The following is a 24,564-nucleotide window of genomic DNA, read 5'->3' as shown; positions in this document are numbered from 1 at the left end:
ACCAGGAGAAACCCATGAAATTCTATCATTATTGGCGTTCATCCGCGGCATACCGGGTGCGCATCGGTCTGGCACTGAAAGGCGTCGACGCGCAACAGGTTCCCATTGAGCTGCGCGCGGGTGAGCAGCACAGCACTGCTTATCGAGCGGTGAATCCGGCCGGTCTGGTGCCGTCTCTGGAATTAGAGCCTGGCTTGGTGCGGCAGTCGATGGCGATTCTGGAATACCTGGATGAGATTTATCCGAATCCACCCTTGTTGCCGAACGATCCAGTGGCAAGAGCTGACGTTCGCGCCTTGTGTCAGGACATCGGGTGCGACATCCATCCGTTGAATAATTTGCGGGTGCTTAACCGAGTGCGTTCACAGTTCCAGGCCAGCGAAGCCGAGGTCAGTGATTGGAATCGGCATTGGATTGAAACGGGTTTGAATGCGCTGGAAACCCAGGCGGCCTGCTTCGGCAGTGGTCAGTGGTTCTATCGCAATCAGCTGACCATGGTCGATGTGCTGCTGATTCCGCAGATGTATAACGCTGTGCGTAATGACATTGCGTTGGATGCCTGGCCGCGCTTGCAGCGCATCTATCAGCACGCTACCGCTCAACCGGCGTTTGTGCAGGCCGAGCCGAGTCGACATCAGCCAGAAGGCTGATCTTTGGAAGCCTGTTGAGCGGCACTGAGCACACCTCGCAGCAGGCGCAATTCTTTGGCGGTCGGCTGGGCACGACGAAACAGTGCGCGCAGATGATCCAGTGCCTGTCCTGGGTGGGCTGGGTTCAGAAAACCAATGTCGCCCAGTGTTTCGCCCAGATGATCGTAGAAACGTTCCAAATCAGCATGCAGTGGGTAGGGCGTTTCAATGTTATTGGCTGTTTCACTTTGCGCGGCTTTAAACACTTCGTAACTCAATAACTGGACCGCCTGACTGAGGTTCAACACCGGGTAGTCCGGGTTGGCGTCAATATTCACCTGGGCGTGGCAACGCTGAATGTCATCGTTGTGCAGGCCCATCCGTTCGCGGCCAAAGACCAGAGCAACCGGTGCATCGTGCTGGCGGGTTACGGCTTCTTGTCCACATGCTTCGGCTGACAGAGCCGGTAATCGAATACTGCGTTCGCGGGCGCTGGTGGCAACCACCAGACCACAATCGGCGATGGCTTCATCAAGGCTTGATACTACCCTGGCGTGATCGAGCAGATCGGTCGCCTGACCGGCCCGGTTGTACGCTTCATCCGAGGGGAAATCGATCGGATTAACCAGAACCAATTGCTCCAGCCCCATGTTTTTCATGGCGCGTGCGGCGGCACCAATGTTGCCAGGATGCCAGGTCTGGACCAGGACGATGCGGATATTGAGAGACATGAAAACGCCTTGGGGTTGATCACGGGGTCGCGCAGTTTAACACGGGCGTTGTCTCAATCATCCGGCTCATATACCCGGCGGCTGATACTCGGCCAACTGACAGCCGGCGATGCGCCATTCACCCTGGTTGGTTTCGCTGAGCACGTAGACCGCGAGGTATTGCTGATCGTCGTCGGTGCGGAGCCAGACCGGTAACATCCAGTTGTCTCCAGCGGCTTCCAGCTCTCTGAAGCGAATGACACTGAATTCGGTTAATGGCTGATACTGGCGCGCGATCATGGTGTAAAAACGATCGGCCGTCAGAAAGCGGCCTTTGATGTTGGGGTGCGCCCAGGCCCAGGCCGCTTCGGCATCGCCGCTGCGCAGTGCGCTCAGTTGCTGGGTGATCAGATTGCGGAATTGGTCTTCCAGGGCATTGTCACTGTCCTCAGCCTGGACGCCGGCTGCCAGTAGCTGGCAGCACAGCAGGAGGAGAAGCAGGGAACGCATGGCGGACTCCCGTTTAGGGTGGACCCATTCCCATACGCGCCCGGGTGAAAATTGGTTCAGCGCGCCCGGTTCAAGGGCATTTCCCGAACTCGGGCAGCAATGACGGCATTGTCTTTGATTTGCAGAATCTCGATCAGGTAGCGATCGATTTTAATCGACAGGTTGGCATCCGGAATGTCCTCGACGTGTTCCAGTACCAGGCCGTTCAGCGTTTTCGGGCCGTCAGTCGGTAGTTCCCAGGCCAGGGCGCGATTGATTTCACGGATGTTGGCGGTGCCGTCGATGACATAAGAACCATCTCGCTGCGGATGGATTTCTTTATTGGAGTTGGCAATGTCGGTGGTGAATTCGCCGACGATCTCTTCCAGCAAATCTTCCAGCGTTACCAAACCCTGAATGTCACCGTATTCGTCAACTACCAGTCCCATGCGCAATTGCTGGGTCTGGAAGTTGATCAACTGCGTATGCAGCGGGGTGTTTTCCGGCACGAAGTAGGGATCTTTCGCCGCTTTCGTCAGCATGACCTTGGAGGGTTCATCGGCGTAGAGGAATTCAGCCGCATCGCGGATGTGCAAAATGCCGATGACTTTATCCAGGTCGCCTTTGTAGAGCGGGAAGCGGGTGTAATCGGTGCGGCGAATCTGGTCGGCAATGGTGTCGACATCGGCTTCCATATCGACACCACTGACTTCATTGCGCGGCACCATGATGTCATCAACGGTGACGTTTTCCAGCTCAAGAATACCCAGCAGCATGTTCTGACGCTGCGGTGGCAGCATCTCGCCGGATTCGTTGACCAGAGTTTTTAATTCTTCTGCCGAGAGCGCATCGCTGCTGTCGCCGGTGCGGCCAACGCGGAACAGCCAGAACAGACTGTTAACGAAGAGGTTAACCAGCCAGATCGCCGGTGCCAGCGCGAACATCAAGGGCCGCAGTACAAAGGAGAACGGGAAGGCAATCTGTTCGGGATAGCGTTGTGCCAGCGTCTTGGGCGTGACTTCTGCGAAAATCAGTACCACCAACGTCAGCAATATCGTCGACAGCGCCAACGCCAGATCCTGCTGCGTTGGTAGCAGCCGAATAGCGATGATGGTGGCCAGTGAGGCCGCGGCAATATTGACCAGGTTGTTACCGATCAGAATGGTACTGATCAGACGGTCGGGCTTTTCCAGCAGACGTTGGGCCAGGCTCGCGGAGCGATGACCTTCGTTGGCCAGGTGACGGAGACGGTAGCGGTTGAGTGACAACATGCCGGTTTCCGAGCTCGAGAAGAAAGCGGAACAAAGCAGCAGCAGGCCCAGCAAGACAAAAAGCAGGCCTAGGGGGAGCTCGTTCAAGGGGTAAAAACCTCAGTCACCAATAGAAAGTGCTTTTTAGCGGCGCGGTCACCCCTCTGTCAAGCAATGCCGCGCGCTTTGATCGGATTTAGGCGTATTGATGCAATAAGTATTCAAGAACGAACTTAGAACCGAAGAAAGCCAGCATCAAAAACACAAATCCGAAGATCGTCAGTCGACTGGCTAAAGCACCGCGCCAACCCAGGTGAAAATGACCAAACAGCAAGGTGGCAAAAAAGCCCCAGGCCACCAGAGTCAGTACGGTTTTATGCATCAGATGCTGAGCGAAGATGTTTTCAATGAACAGCCCGCCAGAAATGATGGCTGCGGTCAGCAGAATAAAACCGATCATCAACCATTCAAACAACAGCCGTTCCATAGTCTGCAGCGGTGGCAGAAAACGGTTCAGCCGGCTGTCCAGAGCGTGGTTATGCAGTTGACGGTTCTGAGCACCGAGCAGCACGGCTAATAAGGTAGCGATGGTAATGACCGAATAAGCCAGCATCGACAGGAAAACATGCAAGACCACGCCGGTACGGTACAGGCGGGGAGAAGAGGCATCCGGTGCTAATACTGCGACAATCATAATCACTGCGGCTGCCGGAAGGGCGAACGCAAACAGACTGTGCAGCGGTTTTGACCAGCCGCTGATCAGTAAGGCGGAGATGACAAAAAAGGTGATAACGGAAGCCGCATTCAAAAAACTGATCTGTAAAGCGCCGGAAACCAGAATTTCTGACGCCAGTGTCGACAGGTGTGCCATGGCACCGATCACCGCTGGCCAGAACAACCACTGGCGATTCGGCAACTGCACACGATATAAGCCAGTCAGGGCGACCAGGCCACTGACGAGATAGCCCAGAATGGCAAGCCAGATCAGCATTCGGAAAGGTCCTCACAGTTCGGTCGCAACCGAAAGGGATACAGGATGACGAAGCCGCTAGTTTCGCACAAATGATAGCGGTTCCCAAACTCCACTTGAGGTTGCTTTGACCGTCACCATCATAGAGACGCAGCCGGTGCCCTGTTATACTGCCGAATCTTTTGAATCCCCACGGAAAGCGAGATGTTTAAGAGCCTCACCGACCGTCTTTCCCAGACGCTGAAACAAATTTCCGGTCAGTCCAAACTGACCGAAGACAACATCAAGGCCACACTGCGCGAAGTGCGGATGGCATTGCTCGAAGCGGATGTTGCATTACCCGTCGTTAAAGATTTTATCGATGGCGTGCGTGAGCGCGCGGTTGGTCAGGAAGTCTCTCAGGCGCTGAATCCAGGCCAGCAATTCCTCAAGGTGGTGCAATCCGAACTTGAGCGGGTGATGGGCGAAACCGGCGAGCCATTAGCGCTGAACACCCAGCCGCCAGCGGTTATTTTGATGGCCGGTCTGCAAGGTGCGGGTAAAACCACCACCGTTGCCAAGCTGGCGCGCTTCTTAAAAGAACGCGAGAAAAAGAAAGTCATGGTGGTCTCGGCCGACGTTTACCGGCCGGCGGCGATCAAACAGCTGGAAACCCTGGCTGGTGAAGTCGGCGCGCTGTTCCATCCCAGCGATGAAAAACAGAAACCGGTGGCGATTGCCAAGGGCGCCATCGATGCCGCTCGCAAGCAGGCGGTGGATGTTGTCTTGGTCGATACCGCCGGTCGCCTGGCTGTCGACAGCGAGATGATGGATGAGATCAAGGCGCTGCATAAAGCAGTGAAGCCGATCGAAACGCTGTTCGTCGTCGATGCCATGACCGGTCAGGACGCCGCCAACACCGCCAAGGCGTTCAGTGATGCCCTGCCGTTGACGGGTGTAGTGCTGTCGAAAACCGATGGTGATGCCCGCGGCGGTGCGGCCTTGTCGGTGCGTCATATTACCGGCAAACCGATCAAGTTTATGGGGGTCGGTGAAAAAGCCGATGCCTTGGAACCGTTCTACCCAGACCGCGTCGCTTCGCGCATTCTCGACATGGGCGACGTGATGTCGCTGATCGAAGAAGTCGAGCGCAAGGTTGATAAAGACAAAGCCGAGCAACTTGCCAAGAAGCTGCAGAAAGGCAAAGGCTTTGATCTGGAAGACTTTCGCGAGCAACTGCGCCAGATGGACAATATGGGCGGCATGATGGGTATGGTCGACAAACTGCCGGGCATGGGCCAGATGGGCGCTGCAGTCAGTCAGATGCAGGGTGCGGAAAAGCAGTTTAAGCAGATGGGCGTGATTATTGATTCGATGACGCCGCTGGAACGTCGCTTCCCGGATAAGATTAACGGCTCACGCAAACGCCGTATCGCAGCGGGTTCCGGTACGCAGATTCAAGACATTAACCGTTTGCTCAAGCAGCACAAAAACATGTCCAAGATGATGAAAAAAGCCGGCAAGAAGGGCGGTATGGCCAAGATGATGCGCGCCATGGGCGGCGGTCAGATGCCTGGCGGTGGTCAAATGCCCGGTGGCGGTTTGCCACCCGGTGGTTTCCCCGGTGCGGGTGGCCGCGGTCCTTTCGGTTAATTCTAACCTCTGACGGGGTCGTCCGACCCCCGTCATCCTTGCTTTTTGAACTCTCAAACGTATAATTTCGCGGCCTTGAAAACCGGGGTGGGCCTGGTTTTCGTTTCACTTTGGGTTAGGAAAGCGGTTTTCGAACGGTCTTTCCGCATTCAGAGGTAATCCCTCTGGAGATCCAAAACGGCAGGTGATTTCAAAGCTTGCCCGCAACAGGAGGACGCGAATGGTCGTCATTCGACTCTCACGGGGTGGTTCCAAGAAGCGCCCGTTTTACCACATTACCGTCGCTGACAGCCGCAACGCCCGCGATGGCCGTTTCATCGAGCGCGTTGGCTTTTTCAACCCTATCGCTCGTGGCCAGGAAGAACGCCTGCGCGTCGCCCTGGAGCGGGTAGAGTACTGGCAGGGCAAAGGTGCACAGACGTCTGATCGTGTCGCCCAGCTGTTGAAAGACTATCAGAAGGCCCAGGCCTGATTCGTACGACAAGGCCTGAATGATGACGCCGGAAACACCGGACAAGATGGTTGTCCTGGGTAAAGTCTCATCGGTGTACGGTATTAAAGGATGGGTGAAAATCTATTCTTACACCGAACCGATGGATCGCATCCTCGAGTATGGCGAGTGGATGCTGAACCTGGGTGGCAACTGGACCCACGTCGAAATCGACAAGGGACGCAGTCACGGCAAGGGCATGGTTGCCCATATCGCCGGCTGCGATGACCGCGACGAAGCCCGCCGCTACTGCGGAGCCGACATCGCTGTCCCGGAGGAGTTTTTGCCGGAACTGCCTGAAGGTGAGTACTACTGGTACGAACTGGAAGGTTTGAAGGTTGAAAACGCCACGGGCGTCAGACTGGGTAAAGTGGATCATTTAATGAGTGCGGGCGGCGGCAACGATGTATTGGTCGTCAAAGGCGATGCCGACAGTGTTGATCGTCAGCAGCGTTTAATCCCGTACGTACCGGATGTCTACGTCCAGGATATCGATCTCGAAGCAGGTCGCATTCTGGTCGACTGGGACCCGGAATTTTGACAACGGAACTGTCTCGAACAGCCGAACCGAAAGCTTGGTTCGGGCTGGTCAGCCTTTTTCCGGAGATGTTCGAACCGTTTTTACGGCAAGGCGTCATCGGAAGGGCGGTGCAAAACGGGTTGATTGAAGTCGGGTTATGGAACCCGCGCGATTACACCCACGACAAGCACCGTACCGTGGACGACCGACCGTTTGGCGGTGGCCCCGGAATGCTGATGAAGGTGCAGCCATTGCGCGACGCCATTCAGGCCGCCAAGGCCTCCAGCGGCAATCAGGCAAAGGTGATCTACCTTTCGCCACAAGGCCGCCGGCTGGACCAAAACGGGGTGAATGAACTGCGCAATCACCGTCACCTGATTTTCGTCTGTGGCCGCTACGAAGGCATTGACGAAAGAGTCATCGAGACGGAAGTGGATGAAGAGTGGTCGCTGGGCGATTTTGTACTCAGCGGCGGCGAACTGGCCGCTCAGGCGTTTATCGACGCCATTGGTCGTCAGGTTCCCGGCGTATTGGGGCACGAAGCCTCTGCCGAGGAAGATTCATTCACCGATGGGTTGTTGGATTGTCCGCATTACACCAGGCCTGAAGTATTGGATGGCCGAGCGGTGCCGCCGGTTTTGCTCAGTGGTCACCACGACGACATTCGTCGCTGGCGATTGCAACAAGCATTAGGGCGCACCTGGCAAAGAAGACCGGACCTGTTGGCTGATAAGATACTTAACGCAGAACAGCAGGCGCTTTTGGATGAGTTTTTGACTCGCGCGATAGATCAGGAGCGGAGTGATGAGCAATAGCAATTTGATTATTCAGCAGCTTGAAGCTGAACAGATGAATAAAGAAATCCCGGCCTTTGGCCCGGGTGACACTGTCGTTGTACAGGTCAAAGTAAAAGAAGGTGACCGTGAGCGTCTGCAGGCGTTCGAAGGTGTGGTCATTGGTAAGCGTAACCGGGGTTTGAACTCCGCTTTCACCGTTCGCAAAATTTCCAGCGGTGTTGGCGTTGAGCGTACCTTCCAGACTTACTCACCGTTGGTTGACAGCATTGAAGTCAAGCGTCGCGGTGCGGTTCGTCAGGCCAAGCTGTACTACTTGCGTGAGCGTTCTGGTAAGTCTGCTCGCATCAAGGAACGCATCGACCGCAAAGGCTAAGCCTGGATCGATGTTTCCCAAAAAGCAGCTTCGGCTGCTTTTTTTATGGCTGTCATCTGTGGTGATGCAGTGAAACAGCTTCTTGCAAAAAAATCACAGAGCGAATTTGGGCGCAAAGCCCATAACGGCGGGCTTCGCGTTGACAGCAGCCAGCCCCCTCAGTATGTTTCGCTCAGCATTCTTCCGGCATTTTGCCGGGCGCGATCCAACCTTGAATAAGAGAGGCAGGTTTTGAAATCAGTCAATGTGGGACTCTGTGGTCTGGGCACCGTCGGCAGCGGCACCTTTAATGTCATGCGTCGGAACCTGGAAGACATTGCTCGTCGAGCTGGTAAGCCGGTGCGAATTACCCACGTTGGTGCCCGTCGCGATCACCCGGACTGCGAACTGGGTGATGTTCAGGTATCGCGCGACATCTTCGAGGTCGCTCGCGATCCGAATGTTCATATTCTGGTCGAACTGATTGGTGGTGAAGAGGTTGCCAAAGCGCTGGTGCTTGAAGCCATTGCCCACGGCAAGCACATCGTCACAGCCAACAAGGCGATGATTGCCAAACACGGCAACGAGATTTTTAAAGCCGCCGAAGCCCAGGGCGTGGTCGTGACCTATGAAGCGGCGGTCGCCGGTGGCATTCCGATCATCAAAGGCATTCGTGAAGGTCTGGTCGCCAACGACATTAAATGGCTGGCCGGCATCATCAACGGTACCGGAAACTTTATTCTCACCGAGATGCGAGAAAAGGGTCGGATGTTTGATGATGTGCTCAAGGAGGCGCAGGCCTTGGGTTATGCTGAAGCCGATCCGACCTTCGATGTGGAAGGCATCGACGCAGCGCACAAGCTGACCATTCTGGCGTCCATCGCCTTCGGTATTCCGCTGCAGTTCGAGAAGGTCTACACCGAAGGCATCAGCCGCATTACCCGCGAAGATGTTCAGTATGCCGAAGAGCTGGGTTATCGCATCAAGCATCTGGGCTTCAGCCGCAAAACGTCCGAAGGTGTTGAGCTGCGTGTGCATCCGACACTGGTACCGGAAAAGCGTTTGCTGGCCAACGTTAATGGCGTACTGAATGCCGTACTGGTGGAAGGAGACGCCGTCGGTCCGACGATGTACACCGGACCGGGTGCGGGTTCTGAGCAAACCGCGTCGTCGGTTATTGCGGACATCGTCGATATCGCCCGCGAGATTGATAATGCCGGAAACGTGCCGCATCTGGGTTACAGCGTTGAAACCGAAAACCTGCCGGTGCTGCCGGTCAGTGAAATCGAAACGTCCTATTACCTGCGCATCACCGTGCGTGATGAAGTCGGTCAGATGGCCAAGATTGCGCAGGTGTTGAGTGATAACGGCATTAATATTGAAGCCATCATTCAGAAAGAGCCGGAAGACGAAGCGGCCGTTGTTCCGCTGATTCTGCTGACGCATAACGTGCGTGAAAAGCGCATGGATAAAGCCATTGAGCAGCTCGAAGCATTGGATTCCGTACCGCGCCCGGTGGTTCGGATTCGGGTAGAGCAATTAGACGGCTAACCAAAAGAATATAAAGAGAGAAGCAGCGTGAAATACATCAGCACCCGGGGCCAGGCTCCGACTCTGGAATTCGAAGACGTTTTGCTGACGGGGCTGGCCAGCGATGGTGGTTTGTACGTTCCGGAAACGTTGCCGCAATACAGCCAGGATGCAATCCGCTCCTGGCGCGGATTGCCGTATCACGAACTGGCGTTTCGCATCATTCAGCCGTTCGTTGCCGGTGCTGTCAGCGATGATGAACTGGCAACCATGCTTAAGGAAACTTACGGCGTTTTTGGCCATAAAGCCGTAGCACCGTTGGCGCAGATTGATCACAACGAATACGTGCTGGAGTTGTTCCAGGGCCCAACGCTGGCGTTTAAAGATTTTGCGTTGCAACTGCTGGGTCGTTTGCTCGATGTGACGCTGGCGAAACGAGGTGAGCGCGCGGTGATTGTAGGCGCGACGTCTGGCGATACCGGCTCGGCAGCCATTGAAGGCTGTAAGCGCTGCGACAACATCGACATCTTTATCCTGCATCCGCATCAGCGCGTGTCCGAAGTGCAGCGCCGCCAGATGACGACTGTTGTAGGCGACAACATTCATAACATCGCCATCGAAGGCAATTTCGACGATTGCCAGTCGATGGTTAAAGCCAGCTTTGGGGATCAATCTTTTCTGCGTGGTGAGCGCCGTTTAGTCGCGGTCAATTCGATCAACTGGGCGCGCATAATGGCGCAGATCGTCTACTACTTTTATGCAGCGCTTAACCTCGGTGGGCCGGATCGTCAGGTGGCTTTTTCGGTGCCGACCGGTAACTTCGGCGACATCTTTGCCGGCTATCTGGCCAAGAAAATGGGATTGCCGATCGGTCAGTTGGTGGTCGCTACCAATCAGAACGACATTCTGCACCGGGTGCTCAGCAAGAACCTCTACGAGAAACAGCCGTTGGCGCATACCTTGTCGCCATCGATGGATATTGTGGTGTCGTCCAACTTCGAACGACTGCTGTTTGATCTGTACGACCGTGATGGCGCCAGCCTGAGCACGCTGATGGATAAACTGAATAACGAAAACGTCAGCCTTGACGAAGCGCGCTTGGCCCGCGCCCGCGAATTGTTCGACAGCCATGCGCTGGATGATGCGGGGACCGTCGACACCATTCGCAGTGTGCATGCCGACACCGGTTATCTGCTCGATCCGCATACGGCTATTGGTGTGGCCGCAGCGAGAGCGACGCGACGCAGCGATATTGATCCGATGATCACATTGGGCACGGCGCACCCGGTCAAGTTTGCCGATGCGATCGAACAAGCCGGACTGCAATCGCCGGAATTACCGCATCATCTGAGCGATTTGATGCAGCGTTCGGAGCGCTACAGCGTCTTACCGGCGGATCTCGCCAAGGTGCAAGCCCACATTGCCGATACCGTGTTCGGTTGATGTTTTGAGTGCCGATCTACCGGCCATCAGTGAACGAACGCTGGCGGAAGGGCCAGCGGTTCACGATCATCCCTTGCTCGACCGGCTGTACCGCGCTCGCGGAGTAACCGCAGCGGTCGAGCTCGACTCCCAACTGAAACACCTGCTGCCCTGGCAATCGCTTAAGGGCATCGACGCGGCTGTCGATTTGTTGCAACAGGCGTTGCAGCACCGCTGGCGGGTGTTGATCGTGGGTGATTACGACGTCGATGGCGCGACCAGTACGACGCTGGCGGTCGAAGCTCTGAGCGCTTTTGGCCTGGACGTCGATTTTCTGCTGCCCAATCGCTTCGAATACGGTTATGGGTTATCTCCGGAAATCGTCGAATTGGCGTTGCAACAAGCGCCGGACCTGATCATTACGGTCGATAACGGCATCGCCAGTCTGGATGGCGTGGCGGCGGCGAAAGCCGCGGGCGTTAAAGTCTTGGTCACCGATCACCATTTGCCCGGCGAGCAATTGCCCGACGCCAATGCCGTGCTCAATCCCAATCAACCCGGCTGTAAATTTCCATCTAAGGCGGCCTGCGGCTGCACGGTGATGTTTTATCTGCTGATTGCCTGGCGCGCGCGATTGCGCGAATCCGGCTGGTTTGAGCAGGGGCACCGCGAACCCGCATTGGCCGATTGGCTCGATTTGGTGGCGTTGGCCACGGTTGCCGATGTGGTGCCGCTGGATGCCAACAATCGTCGCCTGGTGCAGCAAGGCTTGGCGCGCATTCGGGCGGGTCGTGCCCGGCCAGGCATCCTGGCGTTATTTGAAGTCGCCGGACGCGACTGGCGCCATGCTCGCAGTCAGGATTTCGGTTTTGTGGTCGGTCCGCGTTTGAACGCAGCAGGCCGGCTGGACGATATGACGGTCGGTGTTCAAACCCTGCTGGCACGTGACCCGGCGCAGGCACGCCAGCGCGCTGCTGAACTGGATGCGCTCAATCGCGAGCGGCGTTCCATCGAACGCTCCATGTTGGTCGATGCCGAGCGCTATCTCGACGATCTCAGCGATTTAGAAAACCGCAATGGACACGTGTTGTTTGAAGCCGATTGGCACGAAGGTGTGATCGGTATTTTGGCATCGCGGGTTAAAGATCGAGTGCATCGTCCGGTGATCGCTATGGCCGCCAGCGATAATGGGCTGCTTAAAGGGTCGGCGCGATCCATTGCCGGTTTTCATCTGCGCGATGGTCTGGATTGGATGGCCAGTCAGTGCCCGGGTTTGTTGCGCAAGTTTGGTGGGCACGCCATGGCCGCCGGGTTAACCATTGAAGCAGAGCGTCTGGACGAATTACGCCAGTGGTTTGATCGGGCGGTCAGTGAGCTGTGCGAGCCAGAAGCGTTGATTCCAACCATCGTGACCGATGGCGAACTGCAGGCAGCGGAGTTGAATCTGGAAACTGCTCTGTTGCTCGAAACCGCTGGACCTTGGGGCCAGAATTTCCCGGAACCGCGTTTTCACGGCCGCTGGCGTATCGAAAGCCAGCGCATCGTAGGTGAGCATCATCTAAAACTGGAATTGAGTGATCCGAACGGCCAGGTGGTCGACGCTATTGCCTTTAATATCGAACCCTCAATCTGGCCAACGCAAAAACCCTATCTGGATGGCGTCTATCAATTGCAGTGCAATCGATATCGCGGTCGCGAAAGCGTACAACTGGTTTTTAACGACCTCGCACCGCGCGATTAATCACTACCTAAGGCATTGAATTTTCGATAAAATACGCCGCCCGAAATCGGCAAACCCTGCTTTTTTGCAAATGGAGCGGCCCGTGGAAATCAATCCGATCAAAGAACAGATCAAAGACCTTCAGGCGCGCACCGACGTGCTTAGGGGGTACCTTTGACTTCGATGTAAAGCAAGAACGCTTAGACGAAGTCGAACGTGAACTGGCCCAGCCGGACGTCTGGAATGAACCCGAACGTGCCCAGGCCCTGGGGCAGGAACGCAGTAACCTCAGCACCATTGTCACCACACTGACGCGTCTGATCGATGGCACTCGTGATGCCGGCGATTTGTTGGATATGGCTGCCGAAGAAGACGATGCCGGCACCGTGGCCGATATTCAGGCGGATTTAAATGCCATGGAAGCCGAGCTTGAAACGCTCGAATTCCGTCGTATGTTCAGCGGCGAAATGGATGCCACCAACGCCTATTTGGATATTCAGGCGGGTTCTGGCGGTACCGAAGCGCAGGATTGGGCAGAAATGCTGCTGCGCATGTATCTGCGCTGGGCTGAAGAAAAAGGTTTCAAAGCCGAATTGATGGAAGCCTCCGCCGGTGAAGTGGCCGGTATTAAGTCGGCGACCATTCGCATTGAAGGGGAATACGCCTTTGGCTGGCTGCGCACCGAAACCGGCGTCCATCGCCTGGTGCGCAAATCGCCCTTCGATTCGGGCAACCGTCGCCATACGTCCTTTACCTCGGTGTTTGTCTCGCCGGAAGTTGATGACAGCTTCGAAGTGGAAATCAACCCGGCCGATCTGCGTATCGACGTTTACCGCGCTTCCGGTGCCGGTGGTCAGCACGTTAACCGGACCGAATCGGCGGTGCGGATTACCCACTTGCCCACCAACATTGTGGTGCAGTGTCAGAACGACCGGTCACAGCACAAAAACAAAGACCAGGCGATGAAACAGCTGAAAGCTAAGCTGTACGAATTCGAGATGATGAAACGCAACGAAGCCGCCCAGGCGGTGGAAGACTCGAAATCGGACATCGGCTGGGGCAGTCAGATTCGTTCTTACGTGCTCGACGATTCGCGCATCAAGGATCTGCGCACCGGCGTGGAAACGCACAACACCCAGGCGGTACTCGATGGTGCCCTGGATCAATTCATCGAAGCGTCTCTGAAGAAGGGGCTCTGAAACCGTGCCCGGTGCCCGCACGCCGGGCACCCCGACAGTGGACTGACAGAAGATGACCGATAACCAAATCGATAACCAAACCGCAACGGACGAAAACCATCTGATTGCCGAGCGCAAACAGAAACTGGCTGACCTGGCTGCCAGCCGGCCGCAGGCGTTTCCGAACGATTTCCGCCGCGAGCAGATGGCCGGTGATCTGCAGTCGCAGTATGGCGACCTGGACAAAGAAGCGGTCGAAGCGGAAGACGTCAGCGTGGCCGTTGCCGGTCGTGTGATGCGTCGCGGCGGACCTTTTATTGGCCTGCGTGACAGCAGTGGCCGTATACAGGCCTATCTGCCCAAGCTGTTGCAGAAAGAAAGCCAGGACTGGCAGTTGCTCGACATCGGCGACATCGTCGGTGTGCGCGGCAAGCTGGCCAAATCGGGAAAGGGCGAACTCTATGTCTCGGTTGAATCACTCGACAACCTGACCATCCTGACCAAGTCGCTGCGGCCGCTGCCCGATAAATTCCATGGCCTGGCCGATCAGGAAATGAAGTATCGCCAGCGTTATGTTGACCTGATGATCAGTGACGATACCCGCCGAGTGTTTGAAGTGCGCACGGGCATCGTCAACGGCATTCGCCGGTTTTTGACCGAGCGTGGATACATGGAAGTCGAAACGCCCATGTTGCAGGTGATTCCCGGCGGCGCTACCGCCAAGCCGTTTGTCACTCACCACAACGCCATGGACATCGACATGTACCTGCGCATTGCGCCGGAACTCTATCTGAAGCGACTGGTGGTGGGTGGTTTCGAGAAGGTGTTCGAGATCAACCGTAACTTCCGCAACGAAGGCGTCTCGACGCGACACAACCCCGAATTCACCATGCTCGAGTGGTATCAGGCGTACGCCACCTATCACGACCTGATGGATTTGACCGAAGCCATGCTGCGTGAGATTGCGCAGAAAGTGCTGGGTACGACCGAGCTGCATTATCAGGGCAAGACATTCGATTTGGGCGCGGCCTTCGAGCGCTTGACGATGTTCGATGCCATCCTCAAATACAACCCGGATTTGTCGGCCACTGATATCGACAAGCGCGATGCGGCGGTAGCCGTGGCCAAGCGTCATGGCATTGAAGCGCAACCCGGTTGGGGATTGGGCAAACTGCAGACCGAGATATTCGAAGCCACCGTTGAAGAAAAACTCGATGGTCCGGTGTTTATTACCGCTTATCCGGCCGAAGTATCGCCGCTGGCGCGTCGTAATGACGACAACCCGGAGGTCACCGACCGTTTCGAGTTCTTCCTTGGCGGCCGCGAAATTGCCAACGGCTTCTCGGAGCTGAACGACCCCATCGATCAAGCTGAACGCTTCCGAGCCCAGGTCGATGCCAAGGACGCCGGTGACGACGAAGCCATGTTTTATGACGACGATTACATCAACGCCCTGGAGTACGGCTTGCCGCCTACGGCAGGTGAGGGCATCGGTATCGATCGATTGGTGATGTACTTCACCGATTCACCTTCGATCAAAGACGTCATCCTTTTTCCACATATGAAACCCCGCAGTGCGGGCGAATAACCCAGGAGACAGTGAATGCTAGACCCGGATCTGGATAAGAAAATTCAGGAACACGAAGCCAAGATCGAAGAATTGCGCAAGCAAAAAGAAGCCCAGGCCAAACGGATGGAAGGCTTCGAGCAGTATCAGGAAGAAGTGCGTAAGTTGTTCGACGAGTACGGCATCTCCGAATACGACATCTTCACGGCCCGTTCGAAAGCGATCATTGAATGGGTTAAGGCTCAGGGTAAGAAGGCTGACAAACCGGAATTCTACGAAGAGCTGCAAGCGTATTTCGCTCGTGTCGGTGGTGTTAAAGGCGCTCGCAAGAAGGCTGCCAAAGCTTCTACTGGTCCGAAGCTGGCAATCGGCACCTATGAAAATCCGAACACCGGTGAGCGTGTCGAGAAGAAACGCCGCAATCCCAAGCCGTTGGACGTGTGGATTGAAGAGCACGGTATCGACACCGTTCAGGGCTGGTTGGTCGACTAAGACGTTGCCCTTGCTCAAAGCCGGCTGAATGCCGGCTTTTTTGTGCGCGTCCGTTGGCATTATTGCGTCATAAAAACGGACGCCCTTGACGCTCAGGCGTGACAAAAATATGAATGATTACAAATTGATACAAACTTGACGTAAGGCGTGGCTTGAAGCGATATGAAAAAGAGTTTAGGCAATCTATCCCCAAGCTGGTGTGCGGTTGAGTGGAACACTGCTTTGGGCCTCTGAGTCAATACGCACTTGGATATTTTATATGCTGAAAACCTGTAACCTATTGATATTAAAAGAAAAATAAACATAGTTTAAATTTTGATCAATTTATGGCAATACCGTTACGATGGTAGCTGAGGCCACCTTAAACAGTTTTTTTCACAGAGATATCCACAGATTTTGTGGACACTCTTCGCTAGCCCTGATGGGCTCAGGGTTTCGGTAACCTTGTGAACAGTGTCAAGCTGACGGCGCGATGAAAGGCGGATATACAATGATCGAAATCGGGTCGAGATTCGGCGGCCAGGAGCAACTTTGGTGCGGCTTTCAAACAGCGTGACGATCAGCAATTGATTTGCCGGCCCATGGCCCCACTTTCGAGTCGACTTTGCAGTTGGACTCAAATGCATGACTGATCAAGATCCACATCAACCTGAAATAATCAGCCGCGGTTCTGCCCTGGTCCCCAGTGATGAACAACTCCCCGATAAACTCTATCTGATCCCGGTCCAAAACCGACCCTATTTCCCCGCTCAGATCATGCCAATCATGGTGCAGGCCGATGCCTGGCGGGAAACGCTGGAGCGGGTCAGCAACACACCGCACAAGTTGCTCTGCCTGTTCCACCTTGATGACTTTGAGGCCCATTCGATCCGACGCGATCAACTGCCGCTTACTGGCACCGTGGTGCGGGTTCACCAGGTGCGTGAGCGCGATGGAGCCATTCACTTTATCGCCGAAGGGCTGCGCCGGGTGCAGATGCGTTCCTGGTTATCGCGTAAGCCGCCGTATCTGATGGAGGTCGCCTACCCGACGGAACCGCAAGAGTCGGAAAGCGAAGTGCGTGCCTATGCCATGGCCTTGATCGGCGCCATTAAAGAGCTGTTGCCAATCAATCCGCTCTATTCGGAAGAGTTGAAGCAGTACCTGAATCGGTTCAGTCCGAATCAGCCGTCACCACTGGCCGACTTTGCTGCGGCCATTACCTCAGCCGATACCGATGCGCTTCAGGACGTGCTCGATACGCTGCCGTTGCTGGCGCGCATGGAAAGGGTGCTGGCCTTGTTGAAGCGCGAACTGGAAGTGGCGCGCTTACATCAAGAGATTAACGATCAGGTTAATCAGGAGATGTCTGAGCATCAGCGTGAGTTCTTTTTGCGCGAGCAGTTGAAGTACATCCAGAAAGAGCTGGGCATCAGCAAGGATGATCGTCAGAGCGATGCCGACGAATTCCGTCAGCGCCTGGAAGACAAAACCGTACCGCCCGAGGCGATGAAGCGCATCGACGAGGAGCTGCATAAGTTGTCCATGCTGGAAACCGGGTCGCCTGAATACGGGGTGACTCGGAATTATCTGGATTGGGCAACGCAAATTCCCTGGGGCCACTACAGCGAAGACAAGCTGGATCTTCAGCGCGCCCGTAAAGTGCTCGACAAACATCATTCGGGCCTGGAAGACGTTAAAGAGCGCATCCTGGAATTTTTGGCGGTGGGCGCCTATAAGGGCGAAATCGCCGGATCCATTGTGCTGTTAGTCGGTCCGCCCGGGGTGGGTAAAACCTCCATTGGCCGGGCGGTGGCTGACAGTCTGGGGCGTCCGTTCTATCGCTTCAGCTTGGGGGGTATGCGCGATGAGGCTGAGATTAAAGGCCATCGTCGCACCTACATTGGTGCCATGCCGGGCAAGTTTGTCCAGGCGCTGAAAGACGTCGATGTCATGAACCCGGTCATCATGCTGGATGAGATTGATAAAATCGGCGCGTCCTATCAAGGCGACCCGGCGTCGGCGTTGCTGGAAACCCTCGATCCGGAACAAAACAGTCAATTTCTGGATCACTATCTGGATCTGCGTCTGGATCTGTCGAAGGTGCTCTTTGTGTGTACCGCCAATCAGCTCGACACCATCCCGCCAGCCTTGCTCGACCGCATGGATGTGATTCGCCTGTCCGGTTATCTGGCGGAAGAAAAGCTGGATATTGCCAGCCGTCATCTGTGGCCACGCCAGCTGGAGCGCGCTGGCGTTGATAAAAAGCAACTGAAAATCAGCCGGAAGGCGTTGCGTCAGGTGATCGAAGGCTACGCCCGTGAAGCGGGTGTGCGGAATCTTGAGAAGCAGCTGGCCAAGATCATTCGCAAGTCGGTAGTGCGTCTTTTGGAAGCACCGGACAGTGCGATACAGGTCCAGCCGGAAGACCTGCCCGGATTACTGGGTACGCCGGTGTTCCGGCACGAGAAACGACTCAAAGGCGTGGGCGTGGTGACGGGTCTGGCGTGGACCTCGATGGGCGGTGCCACCTTGCCGATCGAAGTGACACGCGTGCACGATTATCAGCGGGGCCTGAAGCTGACGGGCAAACTGGGTGACGTGATGCGCGAGTCCGCTGAAATCGCCTACAGCTTCGTTGTGGCAAATGCACAGCGTTACGGCGGCAATGCTGAGCTGTTTAAGCAAAGCCTGATTCACGTCCACGTGCCCGAAGGCGCGACACCGAAAGATGGACCCAGCGCGGGCGTAACCTTGTCCACCGCGCTATTGAGTCTGGCTTTGAACAAGGCGCCGCCGGCGGGCCTGGCGATGACCGGAGAAATCACCTTGACCGGTGAAGTGCTGGCCGTGGGTGGTATTCGTGAGAAAGTCATTGCGGCGCGGCGTCAGGGCATTCGCAAACTGATTCTGCCGGAACCTAACCGCGGTGATTTTGACGAGCTGCCTGCTTACCTGAAGAAAGGTTTGACGGTGACCTTTGCCGATCATTTTGATCAGGTGGTGCAGGGCGTTTTTGGGTAGCTTGCAATCGGTCTTAACCAGGGTTCCTTCGTTTGGATTCAAACGGTTCAGCCAGGGTTAAGACCGGCGGCACTAGAGTCAGCGTCAGAAACACAGAAACCGGCTTTAATCCGGAAATGCTGGAGACGCACATGAAAACCATCCGTTTGTTGACTCTGACCCTGGCGCTGGGTGCCAGCAGTGCCGCCATGGCGGATCACTATCGCGACCATTATCGCTACAGTGATCGTCAGCATTTCTACGCTGATGCCCGGGTGGTATACGCCGAGCCCATCTATGAAACCTACTATTACCGCGACAGTGGCTCGCGATATGAAATCTGCCGCACTCGGGATGTCGAAGTTGAACGCTATACGCAGAACAACGGCAATCCCGGTGCAGCTATTATTGGCGGTGCTCTGGGTGCAACGGTCGGTTCCAATGCCGGCCATTCGCCTGAATCGCAGATATTCGGTGCGATTGCCGGCGGCATCATTGGGGGTGCCATTGGCCACGAGCTCGGCGGTGGCAAAGAAACCGTGGTGCGTTACCGCACTGAGCGTCAATGTGAAGTCGAATACCGCCATCATCGCCGCGAGTTGATAGGCTATGAAGTTCGCTACCGGTACAATGGTCGAGAATTCACCACCATCATGGATCGTCATCCCGGCCGCTACGTTCAACTGGAGGTCGAGGTGACGCCGAGATAATAACAATGAGGCACACCTACCCATGTTGAGGTTGCTCGGGCTGACCCTGGCCACCGCCCTGTATACCGTCATGCTGACCGCACCGGTCAGCGCCGAAAACCATCCCTGTACCGGAGCCGGATTACCTTTGACGACAGAGGGCGCTGTCGTGCAAGCGGCTGAGTGCCTCTACAGTGGTCGGGTGGTGAAGGTTGAGCGCGCCGGCAGCGGCAGTAATTGGGTGTATCGACTGCGTATTTTGCTTGAAGGCGGTCGGGTACGTTCTGTGGATTTTGATCCCGCCAGCGGTCAGCCCGTTAATCCGGCGGACCGACCCTGATCACACCAGGAGAGAAAGATGCGCTTATTGATCGTCGAAGATGAGGCTGGGCTGCGCGAACACCTGCAGCAGGGTTTCAAGAAGGAAGGGTTCGCGGTTGATCTGAGTGTCGATGGCCGCGATGGCCTGTTTATGGCGCGTGAGCACGATTACGACGTGGCGGTCGTGGATCTTGGTTTACCGGAACTGGATGGCATCGAATTGATCAAGCAGGCGCGCGCAGCGGGCCGTGGATTTCCCATCCTGATACTGACCGCACGCGGCCATTGGCAGGATAAAGTGACTGGCCTCGAAGCCGGTGCGGATGACTACTTGGCCAAGCCCTTTGTGTTTGCCGAGTTGCTGGCCCGTGTCAAAGCGTTGGTGCGGCGCAGCGTTGGCATGGCATCGCCGTCGTTGAGTGTCGGCATCTATGAGCTCGATACCGCCAGTAAAACCCTGAATGTCGAGGGTCAGTCCGTCGAACTGACCAGCTTTGAATACAACACCCTCGAATATTTGATGCTGCACCGCGACAAAGTGGTGTCCAAAGCAGAACTGACGGATCACCTCTACGAGCAGGATTTTGACCGCGACAGTAACGTCATCGAAGTCTTTATCCGCCGGTTGCGCAAAAAGCTGGATCCCGAAGGCGAGCGCAACCCCATCCTGACCCAACGAGGTCTGGGTTATCGCTTTAACGCTGATGCCAGCTAAGCCAAGCCGTCCCACCTACTCATTGCGTCGGCGCCTGTTGGTGTCGGCGACCGTTGTGTTGCTGTTGTTTCTGGGTATTACGGGTCTGGCGTTGGATCGAGCGGTCGAGCGCAGCCTGGTGACCGGGCAGTCAGAGCGTTTGTTTCTGCGTGTGCTGAACTTGCTGGCGGAATCGGAGCTCAACGGTAACGATTTCTGGTTGCCGACCTATCTGGCTGAAGAACGCTATAACTCACCTGAATCGGGCTTGGTCGCTTTGGTCCTCAATGAGCAGCGGCAAATCGTCTGGGAAAGTTTGTCCAGCCAATGGTTTGAACAACTCGACTGGGTTCGTAATCAGCCGGATGTTCCCCCGGGCGAGGAAGAATTTGGTAATTATGGTGGGTACGTTTACGAACGTTACGCGGTGCTCTGGGAAGGCCTTAATGGCGACACGCCCCGGTTTGAATTTTGGGTGTTAGAAGATGCCGCGCCACTGCAGCAGACGCTGCAAGCCTTTCGTAATCAGCTTTGGGGCGGGCTGGGTGCGGTGACCATGGCACTGTTAGTGACGCTCTGGCTGGTGGCTCGCTGGGGCCTGGCGCCGTTGCGTCAGGTCGCGCTGAACCTGCAGCGCATTCGCAGCGGAGATGCCCGACGCCTGGAAGGCCAGTACCCCAGAGAACTGACGCCTTTAACCGATAATCTGAACCGCTTGCTGGAAGCCGAGCAGGGTCAGCGTGATCGCTACCGTCAGGCCATGGCCGACCTGGCGCACAGTCTGAAAACACCCCTGGCCGTGATGCGAACGCTGGAGCCGGGTGATGTTGACGAGTTAAACGAGCAAATCGTGCGCATGGATCAGATTGTGCGTTATCAGTTGCAGCGTGCAGTGACTGAAGCGCGGTCCGGACCAGTGCTGGGCCAGCGAGTGGATTTAGGTGAGGCGCTCGGCCGGGTTGGACGGGCACTGGAAAAAGCCTTTGCCAGTGAAGATAAGGTACTCGATCTGCCTGATATCGCCGTTTGGCCGGTGGCCATGGACGCTAACGATCTGCTCGAAGTGTTGGGCAATTTATTGGAAAACGGCTTTAAATACAGTCGTTCTGTGATCACCGTTTCGGTCCGCCGCGAACAAGCCTTTCCCGACAGCTGGTGCGTCGATATTGACGACGATGGCCCGGGCATTTCACCTCAGGCGCGTGAGCAGGTGTTGGGGCGTCATCAGCGCCTGGATACGTTGCAGCCAGGGCAGGGGATCGGCTTGGCGATGGTGCGCGATATTCTCGCCAGCTATGGCTTAACGCTGGACATCGATACCAGCCCATTTGGTGGCGCTCGTTTTCGACTGTATCTGCCAGCGGCTTAGCGAATTTCGGTCCAGTAAAAGACCACGGAAAACGCGATCAGCACCAACAGCAACCAGAGGTTGCGGTACTTCCCGTCCTGACGGCGACGTGAGCGATAGTGGCTTAACAGCAACGCCGCAACCGATAAGCTGATGCAGCCGATCAGTGCGACTGGCATCCACGGCAGCACGCTTTGCATCCACTGCGTACGCATTTCTAATTGGTGATAGCGCACCACGCCGGTATCCATTTCTGGCTTGGCAATCCACCACAAACACTGAAAGCCCAGCAGCACAATCCAGGCTGAGACATTGGATATCTGCAACAAGCGCATCCAAATATCGGGCTTACGACGGTGGCGACGATCAACAGAGTATTCTTGGTTCATAACTGCAAACGGTGTCCGTTTTCGTGCAACCAGCGGCGTTCAGCTTGCCAGCCGGTGTGGCTGCGATTGACTTCAGCCCAGAATGCCGGGCCATGGTGCGGGTGAAGCAAATGGGCGGTTTCGTGCGCCACCAGATAATCGACCACGCGTTCTGGTGCCAGCATGATCAGCCAATTGTACTGAATACGGCCTTCGGCGGTGCAATGACCCCACTTGGTTCGAGTGCGCCGCAGTCGAATATCCAGCAGTCGGTCCGACCAGCCCCGGGCCGCAAGCAGCTGTTCGGTTTTCTGCGTCAGTATGTGCCGCGCCTGCGTCTTGTAAAAGTCAGCCAGCAGGGTGTGAACGTTGTCTTTGTCGATATCAGCCACATCGAGCTGCAGGCTATCGCCCTGCCAGTGCCATTGTGCCCGACGGCCGGGGCGAATGAGCAACTGGAGTTGCTGATCCATCAGTGGACAGAATGCGGACTGGGAAAAATCGGGGCGTTCTTCACTGCGCTGGCGTTGGTGCTCGCGGACTTTGTGAATCCAGTCAGAGCGGCTATCGACAAAAGCCAACACTTCAGCCGACCGAGTGCGGTTGGGTAAGCGTAATTCGACCTGACCGTCGCGCACGTGCAGCGCCAGGGTTTTGCGCTTGGAGCGACGAATGGGAATCTGCTCACCGCGCCAGTTGAGCACCTCCGTCATCGCGAGGGGTTTTCCATCAACGGCGTTATCAGTGACTCCAGCCCTTCACTGCGAATCAGCAGTGCCAATGCCATTAACTGCCCCAGGCGACCCGATGGCCAGCCTTTGCTTTGAAACCAGAGCAAATACTCTTCGGGCAGGCGAATCAGCGGACGTCCGCTATATTTGCCAAAGGGCATGGTGGTTCGTGCCAGTTCGATGAGATCTTGTTGTTGGAAGGACATGCCGTGTGAGTGCCTCTGTAGAAAACCCTGTGACCTTACCGGAATTTGTCCGCAGGCAGGCTGAGCACAGCCTGGCGCGGTTTCTGGAGCATCGGCGTCGGGGTATTGAACTGACCGGTCAATTGTATAAAACAGCGCTGGTGATTCAGCAAACAACACCGCATCCGTTAACACGCGAGACGGTGACTCTGCCGATAGCGCTGTTGAATTGGCATGAAGACCGCTGGCGGCTGTACTTTCGGGGCACTCGAGGCCGTTGGCTGAGAGTGCCGGATAGCCCCGAATTAAGCCGTCCGGAGCCGTTACTGGACGCGGTGTATGACGATCAGCTGGGCATATTCTGGCGCCAGTAATCACTCAGCCGCTGAATGGCCATATCCAATGTTGCTGCGTCGGTACCAAAGTTCAGTCGTACCGCGCGATCATCGCCAAAGTCCTTGCCATCGCTGGGCATCACGCCCGCCGCAATAAAATGCCGCATCGCTTCTCCCGGTGCCAGATCGGATTCAATCCAGGCCAGGAACGTCGCTGGCTGCGGCTGATAGCGTAGGCCGGGCAGGGCGTTGATGGCGTCAGCCAGGCGGTCGCGGTTATCGCGCAATTGCAACCGCAGCGCATCTAACCAGGGTTTACCGGCGGTGAACGCGGCCTCGGCGGCGAAATAGCCCGGGAAGGACGGGTGCGGAAGTAAGTCATGACCGCTTTTCTGATAACGCTGGCGCAGCTGCGCATTGGGCACGATGGCAAACGAACAACCCAGGCCAGCGACGTTGAAGGTTTTGCTGGCCGCCATCAACGTGACGCTGTTATCACGCAAAGCCTCCAGTGAACCCGCCGGGCAATGCTGGCCGCCTTCCAAACGCAGGTCGCAATGAATTTCATCGGAACACAGCATTACCTGGTGGGCCTGGCACAGCTGCGCCAGTCGCTCCAGATCGGCTCGCTCGAGCACGGTGCCATGTGGGTTCATCGGATTGCACAAAATCATCAGGTGACAATCCGGATGCGCCAGTTCGGTGGTCAGCTGTTGCCAGTCCCACATCCAGCGGTCGCCATCGAAGTGCACCGACAGGGGGACCGGCGTGCAGCCTCGATTGTCGGCCGCTGCGCGTAATGGCGGATAATTCGGTTCCTGCACGATAACGCGACCGCCTTGGGCGAAGGCCTGAATCGCCAGGTTGAAACTCGGCACCACACCGGGCATCCATAGAATCCAGTCCGGCTCGATGGCCCAGTTGTATTCCTGAGCGCACCAGCCCACCACCGCCTGGTTTAATTCCGGCCAGGGATGGGTATAACCATGCACCGGATGGCTGAAGCGTTGTTCCAAGGCTTGCTGGACAGTCGGCGCTGTGGCCAGGTCCATATCGGCGACCCACATGGGCAGTACCGGTTGGTCGCAGTAGCGTTCGAGTTTAATGGCGTGGGTGTTGCGACGATCGACAGCGTTAAACATGGCAGGATCAATTGAGGTTTG

General features: G+C 56.1%; 26 protein-coding genes. 18 read left to right on the top strand and 8 right to left on the bottom strand.

What is annotated here, in order from left to right:
• Positions 1 to 14 precede the first annotated feature (14 nt).
• Complete coding sequence (maiA, locus tag BGP77_RS15290; RefSeq protein ID WP_108165572.1) at positions 15 to 650, top strand: maleylacetoacetate isomerase; 636 nt, start codon at positions 15 to 17, stop codon at positions 648 to 650.
• Here the strand turns inward: maiA and BGP77_RS15285 are convergent.
• The 4 genes from BGP77_RS15285 to BGP77_RS15270 form a co-directional block, all read right to left on the bottom strand.
• Positions 635 to 1,360: an RNA methyltransferase gene (locus BGP77_RS15285; protein WP_108165571.1), complete on the bottom strand. Its 726-nt coding sequence runs from the start codon at positions 1,358 to 1,360 to the stop codon at positions 635 to 637. The genes maiA and BGP77_RS15285 overlap by 16 nt on opposite strands.
• Positions 1,361 to 1,426: 66 nt before the next feature.
• Positions 1,427 to 1,849, bottom strand: coding sequence for a DUF4864 domain-containing protein (locus tag BGP77_RS15280; RefSeq protein ID WP_108165570.1), 423 nt, complete (start codon positions 1,847 to 1,849; stop codon positions 1,427 to 1,429).
• 56 nt (positions 1,850 to 1,905) lie between these two features.
• Positions 1,906 to 3,186: an HlyC/CorC family transporter gene (locus BGP77_RS15275; protein ID WP_108165569.1), complete on the bottom strand. Its 1,281-nt coding sequence runs from the start codon at positions 3,184 to 3,186 to the stop codon at positions 1,906 to 1,908.
• 88 nt (positions 3,187 to 3,274) lie between these two features.
• The gene (locus BGP77_RS15270; RefSeq protein WP_108165568.1) at positions 3,275 to 4,069 is read right to left on the bottom strand and encodes an inner membrane protein YpjD; all 795 of its coding nucleotides are present in this window, start codon (positions 4,067 to 4,069) and stop codon (positions 3,275 to 3,277) included.
• 183 nt (positions 4,070 to 4,252) lie between these two features.
• Between BGP77_RS15270 and ffh the strand changes: the two genes are divergently transcribed.
• The 16 genes from ffh (at position 4,253) to BGP77_RS15190 (ending at position 21,803) form a co-directional block, all read left to right on the top strand.
• Positions 4,253 to 5,680 (top strand): signal recognition particle protein, encoded by a 1,428-nt coding sequence (gene ffh / locus BGP77_RS15265; RefSeq protein WP_108165567.1) that lies wholly within the window; start codon positions 4,253 to 4,255, stop codon positions 5,678 to 5,680.
• A 220-nt stretch (positions 5,681 to 5,900) separates the two neighbouring features.
• Positions 5,901 to 6,152: a 30S ribosomal protein S16 gene (gene rpsP / locus BGP77_RS15260; protein WP_108165566.1), complete on the top strand. Its 252-nt coding sequence runs from the start codon at positions 5,901 to 5,903 to the stop codon at positions 6,150 to 6,152.
• 19 nt (positions 6,153 to 6,171) lie between these two features.
• Positions 6,172 to 6,711 carry a ribosome maturation factor RimM gene (rimM, locus tag BGP77_RS15255; RefSeq protein WP_108165565.1) on the top strand — a complete coding sequence of 180 codons (540 nt, stop codon included), beginning with the start codon at positions 6,172 to 6,174 and terminating at the stop codon, positions 6,709 to 6,711.
• Positions 6,712 to 6,719: 8 nt separating this feature from the next.
• Complete coding sequence (gene trmD, locus BGP77_RS15250) at positions 6,720 to 7,505, top strand: tRNA (guanosine(37)-N1)-methyltransferase TrmD (RefSeq protein WP_370446859.1); 786 nt, start codon at positions 6,720 to 6,722, stop codon at positions 7,503 to 7,505.
• Entirely contained in the window at positions 7,495 to 7,860 is a 366-nt protein-coding gene (gene rplS / locus BGP77_RS15245) for a 50S ribosomal protein L19 (RefSeq protein WP_108124591.1), read from the top strand. Before trmD ends, rplS begins: the two co-directional genes overlap by 11 nt.
• 231 nt (positions 7,861 to 8,091) lie before the next feature.
• Positions 8,092 to 9,390: a homoserine dehydrogenase gene (locus tag BGP77_RS15240; protein ID WP_108165563.1), complete on the top strand. Its 1,299-nt coding sequence runs from the start codon at positions 8,092 to 8,094 to the stop codon at positions 9,388 to 9,390.
• 27 nt (positions 9,391 to 9,417) lie between these two features.
• A complete protein-coding gene (gene thrC / locus BGP77_RS15235; protein WP_108165562.1) occupies positions 9,418 to 10,812 on the top strand; it encodes a threonine synthase in 1,395 nt (464 codons plus the stop codon).
• Positions 10,813 to 10,816: 4 nt separating this feature from the next.
• Positions 10,817 to 12,532, top strand: coding sequence for a single-stranded-DNA-specific exonuclease RecJ (gene recJ, locus BGP77_RS15230; RefSeq protein ID WP_233252372.1), 1,716 nt, complete (start codon positions 10,817 to 10,819; stop codon positions 12,530 to 12,532).
• A gap of 70 nt (positions 12,533 to 12,602) precedes the next feature.
• Positions 12,603 to 13,710, top strand: a protein-coding gene (gene prfB, locus BGP77_RS15225) for a peptide chain release factor 2 (RefSeq protein ID WP_108165560.1) whose coding sequence is annotated in 2 segments (ribosomal slippage) — positions 12,603 to 12,686 and positions 12,688 to 13,710 — 1,107 coding nt in all. Because the reading frame shifts where the segments join, the coding sequence is not laid out codon by codon here.
• A gap of 52 nt (positions 13,711 to 13,762) precedes the next feature.
• On the top strand, positions 13,763 to 15,277 hold the full coding sequence (lysS, locus tag BGP77_RS15220; protein ID WP_108165559.1) for a lysine--tRNA ligase: 1,515 nt from the start codon (positions 13,763 to 13,765) through the stop codon (positions 15,275 to 15,277).
• Positions 15,278 to 15,292: 15 nt separating this feature from the next.
• Entirely contained in the window at positions 15,293 to 15,748 is a 456-nt protein-coding gene (locus tag BGP77_RS15215; RefSeq protein WP_108165558.1) for a hypothetical protein, read from the top strand.
• A 624-nt stretch (positions 15,749 to 16,372) separates the two neighbouring features.
• Positions 16,373 to 18,751: an endopeptidase La gene (gene lon / locus BGP77_RS15210; RefSeq protein ID WP_108165557.1), complete on the top strand. Its 2,379-nt coding sequence runs from the start codon at positions 16,373 to 16,375 to the stop codon at positions 18,749 to 18,751.
• Positions 18,752 to 18,882: 131 nt separating this feature from the next.
• Positions 18,883 to 19,440, top strand: coding sequence for a glycine zipper 2TM domain-containing protein (locus tag BGP77_RS15205; protein ID WP_108165556.1), 558 nt, complete (start codon positions 18,883 to 18,885; stop codon positions 19,438 to 19,440).
• 22 nt (positions 19,441 to 19,462) lie between these two features.
• Positions 19,463 to 19,759, top strand: coding sequence for a PepSY domain-containing protein (locus tag BGP77_RS15200; RefSeq protein WP_108165555.1), 297 nt, complete (start codon positions 19,463 to 19,465; stop codon positions 19,757 to 19,759).
• An 18-nt stretch (positions 19,760 to 19,777) separates the two neighbouring features.
• The gene (locus BGP77_RS15195) at positions 19,778 to 20,455 is read left to right on the top strand and encodes a response regulator transcription factor (RefSeq protein WP_108165554.1); all 678 of its coding nucleotides are present in this window, start codon (positions 19,778 to 19,780) and stop codon (positions 20,453 to 20,455) included.
• A gap of 40 nt (positions 20,456 to 20,495) precedes the next feature.
• The gene (locus tag BGP77_RS15190; RefSeq protein ID WP_158269401.1) at positions 20,496 to 21,803 is read left to right on the top strand and encodes an ATP-binding protein; all 1,308 of its coding nucleotides are present in this window, start codon (positions 20,496 to 20,498) and stop codon (positions 21,801 to 21,803) included.
• On the opposite strand, the gene BGP77_RS15185 is transcribed toward BGP77_RS15190, so the two are convergent.
• The 3 genes from BGP77_RS15185 to BGP77_RS15175 are packed head-to-tail and all read right to left on the bottom strand — an operon-like array spanning position 21,800 to position 23,087.
• Positions 21,800 to 22,171, bottom strand: coding sequence for a hypothetical protein (locus tag BGP77_RS15185; RefSeq protein WP_108165552.1), 372 nt, complete (start codon positions 22,169 to 22,171; stop codon positions 21,800 to 21,802). The two genes, BGP77_RS15190 and BGP77_RS15185, sit on opposite strands and share 4 nt — an antisense overlap.
• Positions 22,168 to 22,863 (bottom strand): M48 family metallopeptidase, encoded by a 696-nt coding sequence (locus BGP77_RS15180; protein WP_108165551.1) that lies wholly within the window; start codon positions 22,861 to 22,863, stop codon positions 22,168 to 22,170. The genes BGP77_RS15185 and BGP77_RS15180 overlap by 4 nt, the downstream gene beginning before the upstream one ends.
• On the bottom strand, positions 22,860 to 23,087 hold the full coding sequence (locus BGP77_RS15175) for a DUF3820 family protein (RefSeq protein ID WP_108165550.1): 228 nt from the start codon (positions 23,085 to 23,087) through the stop codon (positions 22,860 to 22,862). The genes BGP77_RS15180 and BGP77_RS15175 overlap by 4 nt, the downstream gene beginning before the upstream one ends.
• Before the next feature lie 5 nt (positions 23,088 to 23,092).
• Between BGP77_RS15175 and BGP77_RS15170 the strand changes: the two genes are divergently transcribed.
• Entirely contained in the window at positions 23,093 to 23,440 is a 348-nt protein-coding gene (locus BGP77_RS15170) for a DUF3024 domain-containing protein (RefSeq protein ID WP_108165549.1), read from the top strand.
• Here the strand turns inward: BGP77_RS15170 and BGP77_RS15165 are convergent.
• A complete protein-coding gene (locus tag BGP77_RS15165; protein ID WP_108165548.1) occupies positions 23,413 to 24,543 on the bottom strand; it encodes a MalY/PatB family protein in 1,131 nt (376 codons plus the stop codon). The two genes, BGP77_RS15170 and BGP77_RS15165, sit on opposite strands and share 28 nt — an antisense overlap.
• Between the last annotated feature and the right edge of the window lie 21 nt (positions 24,544 to 24,564).

The sequence above is a fragment of the Saccharospirillum sp. MSK14-1 genome, assembly GCF_003054965.1.
Classification (GTDB): domain Bacteria; phylum Pseudomonadota; class Gammaproteobacteria; order Pseudomonadales; family Natronospirillaceae; genus Saccharospirillum.
The sequence above is the reverse complement of the archived record's forward strand: the minus strand, read 5'-3'. Positions and strand labels throughout refer to the sequence as shown.

What these genes read in the sequence shown, in the direction of transcription:
- maiA (WP_108165572.1), top strand. Translation starts at nt 15, where the DNA reads ATGAAATTCTATCATTATTGGCGTTCATCCGCGGCATACCGGGTGCGC.
- BGP77_RS15285 (WP_108165571.1), bottom strand. Translation starts at nt 1,360, where the DNA reads ATGTCTCTCAATATCCGCATCGTCCTGGTCCAGACCTGGCATCCTGGC.
- BGP77_RS15280 (WP_108165570.1), bottom strand. Translation starts at nt 1,849, where the DNA reads ATGCGTTCCCTGCTTCTCCTCCTGCTGTGCTGCCAGCTACTGGCAGCC.
- BGP77_RS15270 (WP_108165568.1), bottom strand. Translation starts at nt 4,069, where the DNA reads ATGCTGATCTGGCTTGCCATTCTGGGCTATCTCGTCAGTGGCCTGGTC.
- ffh (WP_108165567.1), top strand. Translation starts at nt 4,253, where the DNA reads ATGTTTAAGAGCCTCACCGACCGTCTTTCCCAGACGCTGAAACAAATT.
- rpsP (WP_108165566.1), top strand. Translation starts at nt 5,901, where the DNA reads ATGGTCGTCATTCGACTCTCACGGGGTGGTTCCAAGAAGCGCCCGTTT.
- rimM (WP_108165565.1), top strand. Translation starts at nt 6,172, where the DNA reads ATGATGACGCCGGAAACACCGGACAAGATGGTTGTCCTGGGTAAAGTC.
- rplS (WP_108124591.1), top strand. Translation starts at nt 7,495, where the DNA reads ATGAGCAATAGCAATTTGATTATTCAGCAGCTTGAAGCTGAACAGATG.
- lysS (WP_108165559.1), top strand. Translation starts at nt 13,763, where the DNA reads ATGACCGATAACCAAATCGATAACCAAACCGCAACGGACGAAAACCAT.
- BGP77_RS15215 (WP_108165558.1), top strand. Translation starts at nt 15,293, where the DNA reads ATGCTAGACCCGGATCTGGATAAGAAAATTCAGGAACACGAAGCCAAG.
- lon (WP_108165557.1), top strand. Translation starts at nt 16,373, where the DNA reads ATGACTGATCAAGATCCACATCAACCTGAAATAATCAGCCGCGGTTCT.
- BGP77_RS15205 (WP_108165556.1), top strand. Translation starts at nt 18,883, where the DNA reads ATGAAAACCATCCGTTTGTTGACTCTGACCCTGGCGCTGGGTGCCAGC.
- BGP77_RS15200 (WP_108165555.1), top strand. Translation starts at nt 19,463, where the DNA reads ATGTTGAGGTTGCTCGGGCTGACCCTGGCCACCGCCCTGTATACCGTC.
- BGP77_RS15195 (WP_108165554.1), top strand. Translation starts at nt 19,778, where the DNA reads ATGCGCTTATTGATCGTCGAAGATGAGGCTGGGCTGCGCGAACACCTG.
- BGP77_RS15185 (WP_108165552.1), bottom strand. Translation starts at nt 22,171, where the DNA reads ATGAACCAAGAATACTCTGTTGATCGTCGCCACCGTCGTAAGCCCGAT.
- BGP77_RS15180 (WP_108165551.1), bottom strand. Translation starts at nt 22,863, where the DNA reads ATGACGGAGGTGCTCAACTGGCGCGGTGAGCAGATTCCCATTCGTCGC.
- BGP77_RS15175 (WP_108165550.1), bottom strand. Translation starts at nt 23,087, where the DNA reads ATGTCCTTCCAACAACAAGATCTCATCGAACTGGCACGAACCACCATG.
- BGP77_RS15165 (WP_108165548.1), bottom strand. Translation starts at nt 24,543, where the DNA reads ATGTTTAACGCTGTCGATCGTCGCAACACCCACGCCATTAAACTCGAA.